The 15,879-nt window shown below is 71.3% G+C and carries 12 protein-coding genes; 7 read left to right on the top strand and 5 right to left on the bottom strand.

The genetic code is table 11. The features are described from left to right. Positions 1-23: 23 nt before the first annotated feature. From HNR21_RS15365 to HNR21_RS15375, 3 genes are read left to right on the top strand one after another with little or no spacing between them, the layout of a single operon-like run. Positions 24-1,166: a Gfo/Idh/MocA family protein gene (locus HNR21_RS15365; protein WP_246442171.1), complete on the top strand. Its 1,143-nt coding sequence runs from the start codon at positions 24-26 to the stop codon at positions 1,164-1,166. Beyond that, positions 1,163-2,320: a dihydrodipicolinate synthase family protein gene (locus HNR21_RS15370; RefSeq protein WP_182705764.1), complete on the top strand. Its 1,158-nt coding sequence runs from the start codon at positions 1,163-1,165 to the stop codon at positions 2,318-2,320. The genes HNR21_RS15365 and HNR21_RS15370 overlap by 4 nt, the downstream gene beginning before the upstream one ends. Then, a complete protein-coding gene (locus HNR21_RS15375) occupies positions 2,317-3,201 on the top strand; it encodes a sugar phosphate isomerase/epimerase family protein (RefSeq protein ID WP_182705765.1) in 885 nt (294 codons plus the stop codon). Before HNR21_RS15370 ends, HNR21_RS15375 begins: the two co-directional genes overlap by 4 nt. Before the next feature lie 253 nt (positions 3,202-3,454). Here the strand turns inward: HNR21_RS15375 and HNR21_RS15380 are convergent, their stop codons facing one another. The 3 genes from HNR21_RS15380 to HNR21_RS15390 are packed head-to-tail and all read right to left on the bottom strand — an operon-like array spanning position 3,455 to position 5,867. Next, positions 3,455-4,228 carry an ABC transporter permease gene (locus HNR21_RS15380; RefSeq protein WP_182705766.1) on the bottom strand — a complete coding sequence of 258 codons (774 nt, stop codon included), beginning with the start codon at positions 4,226-4,228 and terminating at the stop codon, positions 3,455-3,457. Next, positions 4,225-5,163: an ATP-binding cassette domain-containing protein gene (locus tag HNR21_RS15385; protein ID WP_182705767.1), complete on the bottom strand. Its 939-nt coding sequence runs from the start codon at positions 5,161-5,163 to the stop codon at positions 4,225-4,227. Before HNR21_RS15385 ends, HNR21_RS15380 begins: the two co-directional genes overlap by 4 nt. A 41-nt stretch (positions 5,164-5,204) precedes the next feature. Further along, positions 5,205-5,867 (bottom strand): DUF4097 family beta strand repeat-containing protein, encoded by a 663-nt coding sequence (locus HNR21_RS15390; RefSeq protein ID WP_182705768.1) that lies wholly within the window; start codon positions 5,865-5,867, stop codon positions 5,205-5,207. Between the two features lie 221 nt (positions 5,868-6,088). Between HNR21_RS15390 and HNR21_RS15395 the strand changes: the two genes are divergently transcribed. The 4 genes from HNR21_RS15395 (at position 6,089) to HNR21_RS15410 (ending at position 12,894) form a co-directional block, all read left to right on the top strand. Further along, a complete protein-coding gene (locus tag HNR21_RS15395; protein WP_182708645.1) occupies positions 6,089-6,844 on the top strand; it encodes a GbsR/MarR family transcriptional regulator in 756 nt (251 codons plus the stop codon). A 246-nt stretch (positions 6,845-7,090) separates the two neighbouring features. After that, positions 7,091-10,435, top strand: coding sequence for an ATP-binding protein (locus tag HNR21_RS35285; protein WP_312881048.1), 3,345 nt, complete (start codon positions 7,091-7,093; stop codon positions 10,433-10,435). 430 nt (positions 10,436-10,865) lie between these two features. Continuing rightward, the gene (locus HNR21_RS15405) at positions 10,866-11,807 is read left to right on the top strand and encodes an ATP-binding cassette domain-containing protein (protein WP_182705769.1); all 942 of its coding nucleotides are present in this window, start codon (positions 10,866-10,868) and stop codon (positions 11,805-11,807) included. A gap of 295 nt (positions 11,808-12,102) precedes the next feature. Beyond that, a complete protein-coding gene (locus HNR21_RS15410; RefSeq protein ID WP_182705770.1) occupies positions 12,103-12,894 on the top strand; it encodes an ABC transporter permease in 792 nt (263 codons plus the stop codon). A 384-nt stretch (positions 12,895-13,278) separates the two neighbouring features. Here the strand turns inward: HNR21_RS15410 and HNR21_RS15415 are convergent, their stop codons facing one another. Next, complete coding sequence (locus tag HNR21_RS15415) at positions 13,279-14,019, bottom strand: DUF6928 family protein (RefSeq protein WP_182705771.1); 741 nt, start codon at positions 14,017-14,019, stop codon at positions 13,279-13,281. Between the two features lie 461 nt (positions 14,020-14,480). Beyond that, a complete protein-coding gene (locus HNR21_RS15420; protein ID WP_182705772.1) occupies positions 14,481-15,800 on the bottom strand; it encodes an HhH-GDP family DNA glycosylase in 1,320 nt (439 codons plus the stop codon). Positions 15,801-15,879 lie beyond the last annotated feature (79 nt).

Below are 15,879 nucleotides of genomic sequence, written 5' to 3' on the forward strand. Positions count from 1 at the left end.
AACCGATTCCGAGAGAGGTGTCCATGCGGACCATCAAAGTGATCATGAACGGCGTGACGGGCCGGATGGGCTACCGCCAGCATCTGGTGCGGTCGGTGCTGGCGATCCGCGAGCAGGGCGGCGTGCTCCTGGCCGACGGGTCCCGCGTGACGCTCGACCCGATCCTGGTCGGGCGCAACGAGGCCAGGCTGAAGGAGATCGCCGACCGGCACGGCCTCGACCGCTGGACCACCGACCTGGAGTCCGCGCTGGCCGACGGCACCGGCATCTACTTCGACGCCCAGATCACCCAGGCCAGGGAGAAGGCGATCCTGACCGCGATCGACGCGGGCTGGGACGTCTACACCGAGAAGCCGACCGCCGAGTCGGTGGAGGGCGCGCTGCGGCTGGCGCGGGCCGCCGCGCGGGCCGGGGTCCGCCACGGAGTGGTGCACGACAAGCTGTACCTGCCGGGCCTGGTGAAGCTGAAGAGGCTGCTGGACGCCGGCTTCTTCGGGCGGGTGCTGTCGGTGCGCGGCGAGTTCGGCTACTGGGTGTTCGAGGGCGACTGGCAGCCCGCGCAGCGGCCGAGCTGGAACTACCGCAAGGAGGACGGCGGCGGCATCACCGTCGACATGTTCTGCCACTGGAACTACGTGCTGGAGAACCTCTTCGGCCCCGTCCGGGCGGTGACGGCCAAGGTCGTCACGCACATCCCCACCCGGGTCGACGAGCAGGGCCGCAGCTACACCGCGACCGCCGACGACGCCGCCTACGGGATCTTCGAGCTGGACGGCGGGATCATCGCCCAGATCAACTCCTCCTGGGCGGTGCGGGTCAACCGCGACGAGCTGGTGGAGTTCCAGGTCGACGGCACCGAGGGCAGCGCGGTGGCGGGCCTGCGCAACTGCAGGGTCCAGCACCGGGTGAACACGCCCAAGCCGGTGTGGAACCCCGACCTCCCGGTCACCGAGCCGTTCCGCGACCAGTGGCTGGAGGTGCCCGACAACGCCGACCTGGACAACGGCTTCAAGGCCCAGTGGGAGCAGTTCGTCCGGCACGTCGCCGACGGCTCGCCGCACCCGTACGACTTCGTGTCCGGGGTCCGCGGCATCCGGCTCGCCGAGCTGGGCCTGCGGTCGTCGGCCGAGGGCCGCCGCATCCAGATCCCGGAGGTGACGCTGTGACCTCCCTGTGGCTGCCCGACGAGGACGGCGGCTCGGTCCACACCCTCGGCGCCCCGGCCGACTGGACGCCGCCGCCGTCCCCGCCGAAGTCCCGGGTCGTGTACGCCGCCGCGCACGTGGCGGCCGACCCGTACGGCGACAACACCCCCGGCGCCCCGGCCGCGATCGACTGGGACGCCACGCTGGCCTTCCGCCGCCATCTGTGGCGGCAGGGGCTCGGCGTCGCCGACGCGATGGACACCGCCCAGCGGGGCATGGGCCTGGACTGGGCGGCGACCTCCGAGCTGATCCGCCGCAGCGCCGCCGAGGCCCGCGCGTGCGGCGGCACGGTCGCGGTCGGCGTCGGCACCGACCACCTCCCGCCCGGCCCGCACGACCTCGACCGCATCGCCGAGGCGTACCTGGAGCAGCTCGCCGTGGCCGAGGACGCCGGCGCGGGCGTGATCCTCATGGCCAGCCGGGCGCTGGCGGCCACCGCCCGGACCGCCGAGGACTACCTGGAGGTCTACCGGCGGGTGCTCGGCCAGTGCTCCGGCCGGGTCATCCTGCACTGGCTCGGGGAGGTGTTCGACCCGGCGCTGCGCGGCTACTGGGGATCGACCGACACCGGCACCGCGACCACCGCGTTCCTGGAGCTGGTCAAGGAGAACGCCGGCAGGATCGACGGGGTCAAGGTGTCCCTGCTGGACGCCGGCCACGAGGTCGCGCTGCGGCGTTCCCTGCCTGCGGGGGTCCGGCTCTACACCGGGGACGACTTCCACTACCCCGAACTGATCCGCGGGGACGAGTTCGGCCACTCCGACGCCCTGCTGGGGATCTTCGCCGGCATCGCCCCGGTCGCCGCCCGCGCACTGCACGCCCTGGACCGGGGCGACCTGGACGCCTACGACGCTCTTCTCGCCCCGACCGTCCCGCTGTCCCGGCACGTCTTCGCCGCCCCCACCCCCTACTACAAGACCGGGATCGCCTTCCTGGCGTGGATCGCCGGGCTGCAACCCGGCTTCGTCATGGTCGGCGGCCTGCAGTCGGGCCGCGGCATCCTGCACCTGGCCCGGACCTTCCGCCTCGCCGACGCCGCCGGGCTGCTGCCCGACCCCGACCTGGCCGCCGCCCGCATGCGTTCGCTGCTCGCAACCGCGGGACTCGCCCGATGACCGACCTCGACGTCCCGTCCGGCCGCCCGGCGGCCGTCCCCACGCCCGAACCCGGCGACGCACGCCTGCACCGCCTTTCGCTGAACCAGAAGACCATCGACCGGTGGAACGTCGCCGAAGCGGTCGCCGGATGCGCGGCCGCAGGCGTACCGGCGATCGGCCTGTGGCGAGAACCCGTCCGGGCGTACGGACTACGGGCAAGCGCCAAGCTGGTCGCCGAGGCCGGACTGCGCGTCTCCTCCCTGTGCCGCGGCGGCTTCCTCACCTCACCCGACCCCGACGCCTGGCGGAACGCCCTGGACGACAACCGCCGCGCGATCGACGAGGCCGCCGAACTCGGCGCCGCCTGCCTGGTCCTGGTCGTCGGCGGCCTCCCACCCGGCTCCCGCGACCTGCCCGCGGCCCGCGCCCGGGTGGCCGAGTCCCTCGACCTGCTGGTCCCGTACGCCGTCGAACGGAACGTACGGCTGGCCCTGGAGCCGATGCACCCGCTCTACACCGCCGACCGGGGCGTGCTCGCCACCCTCGGCGAGGCCCTGGACCTGGCCGAACGCTTCCCCTCCAGTGCGGTGGGCGTGGTGGTCGACTCCTTCCACACCTGGTGGGACCCGCAACTGCCCGCCCAGCTCACCCGGGCGGGGGAACGGATCGCCGGTGTCCAGTTGGCCGACTGGATCACCCCGCTGCCCCCCGACGCCCTGCTGTCCCGCGGCATGCTCGGCGACGGCCACATCGACCTGCGCGGCTTCGTCCGCCTCACCGACGCCGCCGGCTACACCGGCGACATCGAGGTCGAGATCTTCAACGCCGACGTGTGGGCCGCCGACGGCGCCCAGACCCTCGCCACGGTGTGCCGCCGCTGGACCGAACACGTCATCTGACCCGCCCTTCACACCGGTGATGCGCCGCCCCGGAAGCGGCGGCATCACCGCGAACCGCCGCCGGCTCCACGGGTCCCACGGGCGGGGGTCGTCGTCGGGGGCCAGGTGATGAACTCGCCTTCGCGGAGCCGGACGTCGGTGACGGCGACCGCTCCGATCCTTCTCGCAGGTCGAGCCGGTCGGTGGGACGGGTGGAAAGGGCTCAGGGCCGTCAGACCGGTCGGTCTGACGGCCCTGTTCGGCCGGTTCATGGTCAGGACTTGTTGAAGGTGCTCTTGGCCCAGAGGTAGGAGACGGCGGCGATGCCGGCGCACCAGGCGGTGGCGATGGCGGCGCTGTTGCCGATCGGGGTGCCGAGGAGGAGGCCGCGGACGGTTTCCATGATCGGGGTGAAGGGCTGGTATTCGGCGAACCAGCGGATGGCGGTGGGCATGGAGTCGGTGGGGACGAAGCCGCTGCCGAGGAAGGGCAGCAGGATCAGGGGCATCGGGGCGTTGCTGGCGGCCTCGGGGGTCGGGGACTTCAGGCCGAGGGCGACCGACAGCCAGGTGATGGCCACGACGAACAGGGTGAGCAGTCCGGCGGCGGCCAGCCATTCGGTGGCGGTGGCGTTCGGGCGGAAGCCGATCAGCAGGGCGACGCCGATGAGGACGGCCATGCCGAGGAACTGCTGGATGACGGCGCCGACGACGTGGCCGGTGAGGACCGAGGGCCGCCAGATCCGCATGGTGCGGAAGCGGGCGATGATGCCTTCGGTCATGTCGGTGGCGACCATGACGGCGGTTCCGGTCGCGGCGGTGGCGGCCGCCATGAGCAGGATGCCGGGGACGACGTAGTCGACGTAGACGTCGCGGCCACCGCCGAGGCCGGCGCCGAGGGTGCCGCCGAAGACGTAGACGAACAGCAGCAGGAGGATGACGGGCGTGACGACCAGCTGCACGGTCATGGACGGGTAGCGGAGCAGGCGCTTGAGCTGGCGCCGGACCATGGTGGAGGAGTCGCGCACGGCGAGGGTGAGGGTGCTCATCGGGTGGCCTCCTTCTGCCGGCCGGTCAGGGTGAGGAAGACGTCGTCGAGGTCGGGGGTGTGGACGCTCATCTCGGCGACGTCGATCGAGCGTTCGTCCAGCAGGGCGAGCAGTTCACGGATCGCGCGGACGCCGCCGTCGCTCGGCACCTGCAGGGTGAGCGCCTCGGGGTCGGCGACTCCGGCCCCGACGAGCTGACGGGCCGCGTCGAGCAGGTGCGGGTCGGCGAAGGTGAGCTCGATGTGGCCGCCGGGGATGAGCCGCTTGAGCTCTTCGGCGGTGCCTTCGGCGATCAGCCGTCCGTGGTCGAGGAGGACGATCCGGTCGGCGAGCTCGTCGGCCTCCTCCAGGTACTGGGTGGTGAGGAAGATGGTGACGCCGCCGGCGACGAGTTCCCGCACGATCTGCCACATGGCGCGGCGGCTGCGCGGGTCCAGGCCGGTGGTGGGCTCGTCCAGGAAGATCAGGCGGGGGTCGCCGACCAGGGTCATCGCCAGGTCGAGCCGGCGCTGCATGCCGCCGGAGTAGGTTCCGGCCGGCTTGCGCGCCGCGTCGGCCAGGTCGAAGCGGTCGAGCAGTTCGGCGGCCCTGCGCCTGCCGTCCCTGCGGGACAGGTGCTTGAGGTCGGCCATGAGGAGCAGGTTCTCCTCGCCGGTGAGCAGCTTGTCGACGGCCGAGTACTGGCCGGTGACGCCGATCGCGCCGCGCACGTCGTCCGGCCTGCGGGCCAGGTCATGGCCGGCGACCCGGACGGTGCCGCCGTCGGCCGGGATCAGGGTGGACAGGATCTGGACGGTGGTGGTCTTGCCGGCGCCGTTCGGGCCGAGCAGGGAGAAGATCGTCCCTTCGGGGACGGCCAGGTCGACGCCGTCGAGCACGACCTTGTCGCCGTAGGACTTGCGCAGCCCGTTCGCCGCGATGGCCAGGTTCGTCATGATGCTGCTCCTTGGGAGGCCGCGGGGTCGGAGGCCGCGGGTCAGAGGCTGCGGGCGACGATGTCGCCGTAGGCGGTGGTCGCGTGGATGTCGAGGTCGGCGGCGCCGTCGTTCTTGAGGGCGTTGGTGACGCGGCCGTGACCGGTGCCCGCGTCCAGGGCGGCCGAGACGCCGGGGGCGGCGCCGACCGACACATCACCGGCCTCGGTGCGCAGCACGACCGTGCCGCCTGCGACCTCGGCGATGCTGATGTCGCCCTTGCCGGTGCTGATCTCCGCGGCTCCGGTGAGCCGGCCGACCGTGACGTCACCGGCCACGGCGGTGATGCGGGCGCCGGCGGCCTCGTCGACCTTGACCTGGCCGTGCGCGCCCTCGAAGGTCACCTCGCCCAGCCGTCCGACGGCCCGGAACTCGGCGGCGGAGGCCCTGGCCTCGACCCGGGAACCGGCGGGCAGCCGGACCGTCACCTCGACGGATCCGGAGGGGCCGAAGTACTGGTTCTTCACCGGCACCTCGATCCGCAGGACGCCGTCGCCGTACTCGACCTTCGTCTGCTCCGCGGCCTTCACGTCGCGGCCCTTCGAGGCGTCCGCGGGGCGGACCTCGACCGCGGTGTCGGCCCGGTCGGCGGCGATGAACTGCACCCGCCCCGCGGGGATGTCCAGGACGGCGGAGATCGGGGCGGGGGTGTCGAACTTCTGCATCGTGCGCTCCTGTGCTCGTTGTTTCCGATGTTGGAAACGCTACGTTGCGTTCAAGGTGATGGCAACAAGTTCGTTGCACACGATCAATATTTATGCAGGTAGAAGCGTGAAAATCATTGCAATGGGCCTGAGCTTAACGCAACGACGGTGATGCTGTTCGTTGCAATGGATTGGGGGTGAACGCTACACTGCAGGCATCGAGGAGCACCGAGGAGGTCGCGATGCCGGGAGGCAGGCTCACCCTGCAGGAACGCCAGCAGATCGCGCTGGGGCTGGCCGACGGCCTGGCCTACGCGGAGATCGCCCGCCGCCTCGATCGTCCGACCTCGACGATCACGCGTGAGGTGATGCGCAACGGCGGCCCCACCGGCTACCGCGCCGACCTGGCCCACCACGCCACCGAACGCCGCGCCCACCGGCGCAGGCCCGCCTCGTCCCGAGGGCCGGAGTCGGTCCCCCAGCCGCACGGACGCGACCCCGAGGCCGTGCGCGAGTTCGCGGAGGTGCTCACCACCGTCTTCATGGCCTCGGGCATGCCCAAGATGACGGCCCGGGTACTGGCCTGCCTCTACACCACCGACTCCGGCAGCCTCACCGCGTCCGAACTCGTCCAGCGCCTCCAGGTCAGCCCGGCGTCCATCTCCAAGGCGATCACGTTCCTGGAGGACCAGGGCCTCGTCCGCCGGGAACGCGACGAACGCCGCCGCGAGCGCTACGTCGTCGACGACGACGTCTGGTACCAGTCGATGATCGCCAGCGCCCGCTCCCTCGCCCAGGTCGTCGAGACCGCACGGCAGGGCGTCGGCATCCTCGGCCCCCACACCCCCGCCGGCGCCCGCCTCGAGGGCGCCGCCCGCTTCCTCGACTTCGTCAGCGAGAGCACCGCCCGCGCCGCCGAACAGGCCCGCGAGGTCCTCCACATCAAACCCGGAACGACCCCGGACGGCACTACCAAACCAAGCTCGGACCGCGGATAGACAGCCGCCCGAGCCCGGCCCCGGGGAAGGCGCGACCAACCAAAAAGGAGAGCGTCCGCGCAGGTCACGGCCTCGCAGAACGGCGACCTGCGGAATCGCCTCGCCGCTCCGGCCTCGCACAGCAGGCCATTGATGCGAACTGCACACCGCCACCGACATCACGCGGAGCCGTTCCGGGGCTCATCGCGCGTCCCCGAGTCCCTATGCGTTCACGCGGCCGCCGCGGCAGGCGGTATCAATGGGTGGGTGAGCGAAGGCGGCGGGATTCGGGTGGCGCTGCTGGGGCCGGTTCGGGCCTACGCCGACGGATCGCCGATCGGCATTTCCGGTGCCCGGGTCCGTCTCCTGCTGGCCAGGCTGGCGCTGGCTCGCGGTCGGCCGGTGCCGTCCGAAGTGCTCATCGACGACCTGTGGGAGGCGGATCCGCTCGCCGACGCGACCAATGCCCTGCAGGCGCTGGTGTCACGGTTGCGCAAGGCCGTGGGCGCTGCGGCGGTGGAGCTGACGGGCGGGGGCTACCGGCTCAGGGCGGATGTGGACGCACCGCGGTTCGAGGAGCTGGCCGCGCGGGGCCGACGGGAGCTGGCCGCGGACCGGCCTGCCGCCGCCGTCGCCAGCCTTGACGTGGCGCTGGGCTTGTGGACCGGCGTGGCGCTGAGCGACCTTCCGGACGTCTCCTTCGTCCGTACGGCCGTCGCGCGGCTGGAAGAGCTGCGGCTGGGGGCCGTTGAGGACCGCTTCGAGGCGGCGTTGCGGCTGGGGCGTCACGGCGAGGTGCTGGCCGACCTGGAGGCCTCGGCCAGGGCGCACCCGCTGCGTGAGCGGCTGGCCGTGCTGCGGATGCGCGCGCTTCATGCGGCGGGGCAGCAGTCGGCGGCGCTCGCCGCGTACGAGGAGATCCGCGGCGCACTCGCCGAGCAGCTCGGCGTCGACCCCGGGGCCGAGCTGCGGCAGGTCCACCTCGCCCTGCTGCGCGGCGAGCTCGACCCGCCGGTGACGCGCCCGAAGCTCGTACCCGGACGACTGCCCGCGCAGCTCACCAGCTTCACCGGACGGGACGCGGAGCTGAGGCTGCTCGCCGGACAGCTCGCGACCGCCCGGCTGGTCACGATCGTCGGGCCGGGCGGCGTGGGGAAGACCCGGCTGGCCATCGAGGCGGCGGCCCGGCACCCGGCCAACGAACAGGGCCGGGTGTGGTTCGTACCGCTGGCCGGAGTGGGCGCGCCCGCCGAGAACGACCCGTCGGGCCGGGAAAGCGCACCGAACCGGATGAGCACGGCGGACCGAACGAACCTGGCAGCCCCGGCCAGGCCGGCGGATTTGGCTAGAACGGTGGACCCGGCCAGGACGGCAGATCTGACTGGGGCGGCCGACCTGGCCGGGGCGGCAGATCCGGCCAGGGTGGCAGGCCCGGCTGGGGCGGCAGATCCGGTCGGGGCGGCGGGCGAGGTCGCCGGGGCGGTGCTGGGGGTGCTCAGTGCCGCCCAGGTGCGTTTGACCGGAGGTCGGCAGGGGGTGATCGACCAGCTGGTGGAGCTGATCGGGCCCGAGGCGGCGGTGCTGGTGCTGGACAACTGCGAGCACCTGGTGGCCGCCGCCGCGGAGTTCGCCGGCCTGCTTCTGGAACGGCTGCCGCGGCTGACGATCCTGGCCACCAGCCGGGAACCGCTGGCGATCACCGGTGAGGCGCTGTGCCGGCTCGGTCCGCTGGAACTGCCGACGGGGGTCGCCACGGCGGACGACTCCGCGGCGGTGCGGCTGTTCGTCGACCGGGCTCGGGCCGTACGGCCCGGCTTCGCACTGGATGAGTCGACGGCGGGACCGGTCGTCGACATCTGCCGGCGGCTGGACGGCCTGCCGCTGGCCCTGGAGCTGGCCGCCGCCCGGCTGCGCTCGATGACCGTCGAGCAGATCGCGCACCGCCTCGATGACCGGTTCCGGCTGCTCACCTCGGGCAGCCGGACGGCGCTGCCGCGGCACCGGACACTGCTGGCGGTGGTCGAGTGGAGCTGGGAGCTGCTGACCGAGCAGGAGCGGGTGCTGGCCGCACGGCTGTCGATCTTCCCCGGCGGGGCGACGGCGGCCGCCCTGGAGGCCGTCTGCGCGGACGGGACGCTGCCCGCCGACGAGGTCGTCTACGTGCTCGGCTCGCTGGTGGACAAGTCGCTGGTGCAGTGGGACGGGCGGCGGTACCGGATGCTGGAGACCATCCGCGCGTACGCGAGCGAGCGGCTGGACGAGCGGAAGTCCATCGCCGACCGGTTCCTGCGGTATTTCCTGGCATCGGCCGAGGAGCATGAGCCGCGTGTGCGGTCCCGGGAACAGCTCGCCTCGATGCGGTGGTTCGACGCCGAGTACGACAATCTGATCTCCGCGCTGCGTACGGCCATCAACGACGGCGCCGCGGACGCGGCGGCGCGGCTGACCGGCTCGCTGCTGTGGTACTGGCAGACGTTGCGCTCGGATGCCCGGGCGGAGGGGTTCGTGGCCGAGGTGCTCGGCTTCGGCGACGCCCTCCCCGGCCACACCCGGGCCGCTCTCACCGCGCTGTATCGGATGCCCGGGAAGGACGGAACGCCCGCCGACCCCGAGCAGGTGTGCTCGGTCATCGAGGACTGCATCGGCACCGGCGCGCTGGACCACCACCCGATGCTGCTGATCATGACGGCGCCCATGGCCTACTTCGTCGGTCGCCGAGAGCTGGCCGAACGCCTGCTGCGGGCCGCCGAGGACCATCCGGATCGGTGGGCGGCGGCCGTCGCGGCCTGGTTGCGGGCCGTCTTCCGGAACGATCAGGGCGACTGGACGGGCGCGGCGGCGGAGTGGACGCGGGCGCTGCGCGGGTTCGAGGCGGTGGGCGAGCGGCTCGGCCTGGCGTTCACCCTGGGCAGGGTGGCGCAGAACCATGCCGTTCAGGGAGAACACGAGCAGGCGCTGGCCGCCCTGGAACGGTGCGTCACGCTCGCGGCCGAGGTCGGCTGGGAGGAAGAGATCTCGTACCGGGCCCGGCTGGGAGCCCAGCGACTGCGCGCCGGCGACCCGGACGGGGCTCGGCGGGCCCTGGACGCCGCCCTGCGGCAGGCGGTCGAACGCGGCCGGCCCCACCTGCGGATCGAGGCAATGGTGGGCCTGGCCGACCTGCACCGCCGCGCGGGCGAACCGGACCGCGCCGAGCAGATGCTCGACCACCTGGAGGCACTCGTTCGCGGGCAGCCCGGCGCCGAGCAGACCGCCGCTATACACATCGCCCCGGTCCGGATGGCCATTCGGATCGACACCGGGGCCACGACGGCGGCGCGGGAACTGCTGCCCTGGGTCGCGGGGGTGGGCTCCGCCCTGCGAGACATGGCGGCACCGGCCGCGGAACTGCTGGCCCGGTTGCTGGCGCGGGAGGGGGACGCGGCCGGGGCGGCGACCGCGCTCGGCATGAGCCAGGTCATTCGCGGGACGTTCGACCGGGGCGACCCGGAACTGCGCGAGCTGATCGATGATCTCACCGCACGGCTCGGCGCGACGGCCTACGCACAGGCGTTCGACCGGGGCGCCGGGATGCCCCGGGCCGAAGCGCTCGGTCGGCTCTGCTCACCCTGACGTCTGCCATCAGCCCGCTTTCAGACCCCTGTCAGCGCGTCCGGGCAGCGTGAACCCCATGCCCGACCACGCGAAAATCCAGCAAATACCCGATCACGCCATGGCTCGCGAAAACGCGCCCCGGCATCCCCGCACAGATCACCGACGACAGTCGACGGGGACATCTTCGTCGGCCGCTCCTGCACTGCCCCCGATGCGAAGTCCGCGCACGGCACCACGGTGCTGGAGACCGGTCTCGGTGAGGTGGAGGTCGGCGTCCCGCCGGGCAACGCCGCCTGACTTGAGGTGAGTTCCCAGTACGGCAACGTGCGCGGCGACCTCGAGGCCACCGCCAATCCCGGGCGGCCCCGGCGCAACCGTCGAAGTGCGCTTGCACCTGCCACGGCGGTGTTCTCATCCGCCGCGCTTGACCCCCGAAGGTAGGAAGAACATGACGGAATCGGCCATCGAGACCGCCGGGCTGAGCAAGTCCTACGGCGACAAGGTCGTGCTCGACGGCGTGGACCTGCAGGTCGCCGAGGGAACGATCTTCTCGCTGCTCGGCCCCAACGGCGCGGGCAAGACCACCATGGTGCAGATCCTGTCCACGCTGATCCGCGCCGACGGCGGGCAGGTCCGCGTGGCCGGGCATGACGTGGCCCGCGAACCCGATGCGGTACGTGCCGCGATCGGCGTCACCGGCCAGTTCTCCGCGGTGGACAACCTGCTCACCGGCGAGGAGAACCTGCGGCTGATGGCGGACCTGCACCACCTCCCCCGCGCCGAGGGCCGCCGCCGCGTGGCCGCGCTGCTCGAGGAGTGGGACCTGGTGGACGCGGCCGGGAAGATGGCCGCCGCCTACTCCGGCGGCATGCGGCGCCGGCTCGACATCGCGATGACCCTGGTGGGCGACCCGCGGATCATCTTCCTGGACGAGCCGACCACCGGCCTGGACCCGCGCAGCCGCCGCGCCATGTGGCGGATCGTCCGTTCGCTGGCGGCCCGCGGCGTCACGATCTTCCTGACCACCCAGTACCTGGAGGAGGCCGATCAGCTCGCCGACCGGATCGCGCTGCTCGACCACGGCCGGCTGATCGCCGAGGGCACTCCGCAGGAGCTCAAGCGCCTGGTCCCCGGCGGCCACATCCGGCTCACCTTCGCCGACCCGGACGCCCTGCGGTCGGCCATGGCGGCCCTCGGCACCGGATCCCTGGACGAGGACGCGCTCACCCTGCGGATCCCCAGCGACGGCGGCGTCCGCTCGATGCGCGACCTGTTCGCCCGCCTCGATCACCTGTCGATCGAGGTCGAGGCGATGTCGGTGCACACCCCCGACCTCGACGACGTCTTCCTCACCCTCACCGGCCGACCCGACAAGGAACCTCAGCGGTAACGGACTCCTCCTGAAACCACCCGCCCCCAGGCCCGGCACGAACCACGGAAAAGAAGCCTCAGCGGTAACAGGTCCCTCTTTCTGAAAACCATCCGCTCTGAATCGCCCGTCCGCAGGCCCGGCGCGAACCGCGGAAAGGAGCCTCAGCCATAACGGGTTCCCCTCCTGAAACCGCCTGTCCGCGGGCCCGGCACGAGCCACGGGAACGGCATCGACGGCCGACTCCCGCCCCTTGACCCGCTCCGCGGGAGCTCCGTTCCCCGCCTGAAGGCGGGAGCCTCCACGAAGGACGCACATGAGCACTCTGTCCCACGCACTGACCGATTCGACGACGATGCTGCGCCGCCAGTTGCGGCACATGCGGCGCTACCCGTCCCTGACGCTGCAGCTCATCGGCCTGCCGGTGATCTTCCTCCTGCTGTTCGTCTACGTCTTCGGCGGCACCCTCGGGAACGGCATCGACGGCGCGTCCGGCGGCCGCCGGGCGTACGTCGAGTACGTGACACCCGGCATCGTCCTGATGGCGATGGCCGCCACCGCGCAGGGCACCGCCGTGGCCGTCGCGCTGGACATGACCCAGGGGATCGTCGCCCGCTTCCGTACCATGGCGATCTGGCGTCCGTCGGTGCTGACGGGGCACGTCATCGCCAGCGTCCTGCAGGCGCTGCTGGGCATCGCGGCCGTCACCGGCGTCGCCCTGCTGATCGGCTTCCGGCCGGACGCGACCCCGACCGAATGGCTGGCGGCCGCCGGCCTCCTCGCCGGATTCGCCCTCGCCCTCACCTGGCTCACCGTGGGATTCGGCCTTGCCGCCAAGACCGTCGAGAGCGCCAGCAACACCCCGATGTTCCTGATGCTCCTGCCGTTCCTGGGCAGCGGCTTCGTCCCCACCGACACGATGCCCACCTGGCTGCGCTGGTTCGCCGAGCACCAGCCGTTCACGCCCCTCACCGAGACCCTGCGCGGCCTGCTCCTCGGCACCCCGATCGGCGACAGCGCCGCCCAGGCCATCGGCTGGTGCGCCACCCTGACCATCACCGGCTACGCGTGGTCCAAGTACCTCTTCAACCGCACCGCCTCCCGCTGACCCACCACGCCCCGCTCCCTCCGGGAGCCGCCACCACGCTCCACCCCGCACAACTCCCGGAGGTGTGTCAGACGTTCTCGCCCGGCGGGCACCCCCGGGACCACGTGTTCTGCTCCGCTGTTTTGCGCGCCGCCGTCCTCGGAGAGGTGGACGCGATCGTGCAGGGCCAGTCCGTAGACGCAGAACGGGATGCACGCCAAGGCGTAGGTGCCGTCGCCGTGAGCGCACAGCCACAATTGTTCGGCTTGGCCTGCCAGGCCATGAGATGCGAGGTCGGCATGGGCGATCCAGTTCTGCTCCGCCCGCCCGGCAGGGTCTTCAGGGGTGACGAAGACCAGGTGTCCGTCCGACGCCATGAGACCTCTTCTCCGGCCTGCTGGTCGTTCAGTCCTCGATCGGGACGAGGGCGCCGTCGGCGTTGAACGTGTAGCGCGTGCGCTTGTGGGTGCGCAGGAACTCCTCGAGCTCCTCCCTGGTGAACTCCTCGGTCACCGGGACCCGGTACCGGGCGAGAGGGACTTCATGCGCATCGAGGTCGTCGGTGAGCCTGCGGCCTTCCCGGACGAAGCCCAGCAGGGCGCGCAGGGCCGCTTCGCCGCCCAGGACGAGAGGGTGAAAGGGCAGGGGATAGGGGCTCTGGTTGGGCCAGCCGGGAGTGCGGGTGACCGGGTGTTCTCCGGCCCAGAACGGTTCTTCGAACGCCAGACGATCTCCGATGTCCTCGACGATTCCCTCGTCGGGGGACAGGCTCAAAGAACGGACCAGAGTGCCGTTCTCCCAGATGGCGTAGGCGAACCAGTCGGTCACGCTGTGCATGGCATGAAGAACGACCCTGCGGCCACGACCAGGCTCCAGCAGATGCGGGGGCAACTGCGAGGGGCGATCGACCATCACCTGCCGATCGCACAACACGCTCACCCCGGGGAAGCAGCCGGCGTAGACCGACCCTTCATCGGGGTAGACGTAGTCCGCCAACGTCCCGGTCTCGCCCGTCGGCTCCGCACCGTCAGGATTGGTCCGCGCGACGAGCGCATCGGTCGCGACCGGATCCAAGGACCGGGCGTTGCGCAGGAGTTCGGCCGCATCACCATCGGCGTACACCAGCAGCGCGGTCTTCGCTCCCACTGTCGATCAACCCTCCGGTGCAAGATCCACATCGACCGATATGGGGCGAAACGTACACCAGAAGCCGAAGCCGCGGACAAGCGGAAGCAGGGCTCATGGAGTAGTCGGCGAGCAAGCCGGCCAGACACTTACGGGCGCCGTACACACCTGGTCATGGCATGAGGCACCGGCAGACCGTAACGCGCACCCGCCCACTCACCGTCCTCAGGCTCAGATGGGGCCAGACACGCACGCTCCCAGCGTCTTCATTAACGCGGCGATCCGGTGGTGAGCCCGCGCCCGCCGACCGGGCCAATCGGTCAAGGCCGCCGACCCTTCAGTTGTGAGCTGGGCGTTGCGGCGCTCCGCCTCCATCGCTCGGCATGCCCTGCGGCCGTCGCCGCCAAAGTGGCTCACACCGCAAAGTGGGCGGTGCGGGTCGAGGCGAACTCGACCCGCACCGGATGAGGGCACGGGAGACGTCAGGCGCTGACGACTTGGCTTGCCCGCTCGATGTCCTTGGGGCATACCTGGGTGAGCGGGCAGGAGGCGCAGTCGGGGACGCCGGGGCGGCACCAGCTGCGCCCGATGAGCCAGCTGGGCAGGTCGAGTGCACCGGGACGCTCGGGATACAGCTCCCGTGCCCTGGTGATCATGTGGTCGCGGTCGTCGAGGTCGGCGAGACGCGTGCGAAGGAAGACGCGGCGCAGGTGGACGTCGTAGGCGATGTCGCTTCGCTCCATGTCCCTGATGGGCACGCCGCGGTCGCGCTCGAGGATCTCCACCGCCATCGCGGCCTTCTTCTGGCCGATGCCTACGAACGCCTTGAAGCGATCCTGTAGCTCGCTCGCGCTGGGGTGATCGGACCAGATGGCCCCGGCGTCGCCGGCGTACTCGGTCATCACCCGGCGGGCCGCGAGGACCAGCCAGCGGGGCGTTTTCTCGATGTATCGGTGCAGCTTGGGCGGTTGCGCGATGGCTTCCCGCACTCCTGCCTCATCCTGGGCGATCCGTTCGGGATCGAAGTGGCCGAGACGCTGGCGCAGGAGGAACGGTGCACGCCATGCCCGCTCCGCCGACACTCCCTGGTCGAAGAGAACTCCGGTCAGGAAAGCGAAGTCGTTCTCGAGGAGGAATTCGTTCGCCTCCTGGTCCTGCGTGAACTCCGCCGTCGGCTCCACCTGAGCGGACTTGTGCTGCTCGGCGTACGCCAGCAACGCGTTGACCACGGCGGCGTGGAGCTCGGAGTCATCCTGGGGCTGCACATTGGCGGGGGCGGGGCCGACGTCGGAAACAGGTGGAAGGACTTCTCGTTCGGTGGGCTGAGAACGCAGACGGTCCCAGGCCACGGCGCGGAGGAGCGCGTGCCGGGTCCACCCGGCGACGTCATCGTGTCGGAGCTTCACCGCCAGGCTCTGCGGAGCACCCGGTGTACGGATCTCGTCAGCCATGACCACGACGGGCAGCGAGAGGTAGCCGGGAGGGGGAGTGGCGTCCGGCTTCAGATGATGCTTGGTCACCTTGATCAGGCTCAGCAGGGCTTCTGACCGGTCGAAGTCATCGGACTCGACGCCCTCGACCAGGGGGTCGCCCTCGACCCAGGTCACCGAACGGACGCGCGGACGACCATAGGCATCTCTGCGACCGATTCCGTGCCGAACGTGAACCTCCTGACCTTCCACCGTCGCCACGGCGGCCCAGCCTCGTTCGAACCGCTCGATTCCCTCAGGCCAGTGCCACGAGAACGGCCCCAGGGCTTTCATCTCGACCAGCTGGATTTTGGGATTCGGCATGTTCTCCATGCCATTCATGCTAACTCGATGTCACGTGATGATCGCTGATCGCAATCAGATTTCCCGGGTTGTCGGCTGGTCCGTTCTG

It is taken from the genome of Thermomonospora cellulosilytica (genome assembly GCF_014138835.1).
GTDB lineage: Bacteria > Actinomycetota > Actinomycetes > Streptosporangiales > Streptosporangiaceae > Thermomonospora > Thermomonospora amylolytica.

Excerpts from the sequence above, each read along its gene's own strand:
- HNR21_RS15365 (WP_246442171.1), top strand. The coding sequence starts at position 24 with ATGCGGACCATCAAAGTGATCATGAACGGCGTGACGGGCCGGATGGGC.
- HNR21_RS15375 (WP_182705765.1), top strand. The coding sequence starts at position 2,317 with ATGACCGACCTCGACGTCCCGTCCGGCCGCCCGGCGGCCGTCCCCACG.
- HNR21_RS15380 (WP_182705766.1), bottom strand. The coding sequence starts at position 4,228 with ATGAGCACCCTCACCCTCGCCGTGCGCGACTCCTCCACCATGGTCCGG.
- HNR21_RS15385 (WP_182705767.1), bottom strand. The coding sequence starts at position 5,163 with ATGACGAACCTGGCCATCGCGGCGAACGGGCTGCGCAAGTCCTACGGC.
- HNR21_RS15390 (WP_182705768.1), bottom strand. The coding sequence starts at position 5,867 with ATGCAGAAGTTCGACACCCCCGCCCCGATCTCCGCCGTCCTGGACATC.
- HNR21_RS15395 (WP_182708645.1), top strand. The coding sequence starts at position 6,089 with ATGCCGGGAGGCAGGCTCACCCTGCAGGAACGCCAGCAGATCGCGCTG.
- HNR21_RS15405 (WP_182705769.1), top strand. The coding sequence starts at position 10,866 with ATGACGGAATCGGCCATCGAGACCGCCGGGCTGAGCAAGTCCTACGGC.
- HNR21_RS15410 (WP_182705770.1), top strand. The coding sequence starts at position 12,103 with ATGAGCACTCTGTCCCACGCACTGACCGATTCGACGACGATGCTGCGC.
- HNR21_RS15420 (WP_182705772.1), bottom strand. The coding sequence starts at position 15,800 with ATGGAGAACATGCCGAATCCCAAAATCCAGCTGGTCGAGATGAAAGCC.